Raw genomic sequence first — 1340 nt, forward strand, 5'->3', positions numbered from 1 at the left:
CGGAGTAAATCATTATCTACTACCCAAAGATATAACATTAATGCTAATTTAATCAGCCTAAAAAAAGCCTTTTTAGCTGACAAGCCTGTAGAATAGGTATTGTTGACATTTTCAGTATTAAATAGGGAAAAATGCAAAATTGGAGCGCTTGCATTGTTAAAAGCTGCTCTTAAAAGAGATAAAATATTAATTAGAATAAATAACTTCCATAGTAATTTAAATGACTCGATTTATTCACGACCAGTTTGCTAAAGACTATTTGGAAGAGTTACTAAAACCTTATGGGGAAGTAAAAGCTTCTAGCCGTGTAGCTGGTGAGATTAGAGAAATTGATGTTTTATTTTCTCCTGCCCAACAAGCTAATAATTTAGAGATGCTAGGAATTCTGGGGAAATTTGCAGCTACACCTGCTATTTTTGAACCATTTCGCAATCCTGCCTCTGAGGAGGAAATCTGTGATTGTTTGCTGAAACTATTGGAAGTAAGAGGTGCTTTACAACGCGAAGCTAACCGCAATAAAATCTCTATTAAAGAATTAGAAATTCCAAAATTGTGGATACTTTCTCCAACCGTATCTGTGAGAATACTTTCAGGTTTTAGTGCGATTCAAGCATCTAATTGGGTGTCTGGAGTATACTTAATGGGGGAGTATTTGCGAACAGCTATCGTTGTAATTCATCAACTGCCACGTACTCAAGAAACTTTGTGGCTAAGAATTCTCGGTCGAGGGAAAGTACAAAAGCAGGCTATTGATGAATTAGAAGCGCTATCATCTAATCACCCGTTTCGGAAAGCCACGCTAGAATTACTGTACAATTTACAGCAGAACTTGGTAATGTCTCAAACTGAAGAATTAGATGACAGGGAGTTAGTTATGCGATTAGCACCACTTTATCAGCAAGACCGAGAACAAGCTAGACAGGAAGGACAAGTAGAGGGAATTAAGCAAGGTGAAGAACGTTTAATTATACGTCAACTAAATCATCGTTTTGGTGAAATTGACTCTTCAGTACTTGAGCGAATTCGAGGTTTATCTACTGACCAATTGGAGACTTTAGGAGAAGCCTTTTTAGATTTTTCTTCCCTCACTGATTTAGAAACTTGGTTAGACCAAAATCTCTAAATAAAAAGCTTGTGCTATTATCTCTTGCCTGGAAAGTAGATACTCTCTTATCAAGGAGATTTGAGGCAAGGGGGAAAGGCTTCGTCGTGAGCGCAACTTCTCTTCTTAGGCTGCGCCCTAAGCGTAGCTATGCCGCAGGCTTTACGACAAAGATAAAAAGCTATTTGAGAACAGTAGTTGCGCCATCATTTTTCCTTTTTCCCCTCTTGTTTGCACC

1 protein-coding gene is annotated in these 1340 nt (G+C 38.1%); it reads left to right on the top strand.

Annotation, left to right across the window (positions count from 1 at the left end; translation table 11 throughout):
- Window positions 1–220: 220 nt before the first annotated feature.
- The gene (locus ACWATR_RS40090) at window positions 221–1123 is read left to right on the top strand and encodes a DUF4351 domain-containing protein (protein WP_460345968.1); all 903 of its coding nucleotides are present in this window, start codon (window positions 221–223) and stop codon (window positions 1121–1123) included.
- The last annotated feature ends 217 nt before the right edge of the window (window positions 1124–1340 follow it).

Source organism: Nostoc sp. UIC 10890 (assembly GCF_054786515.1).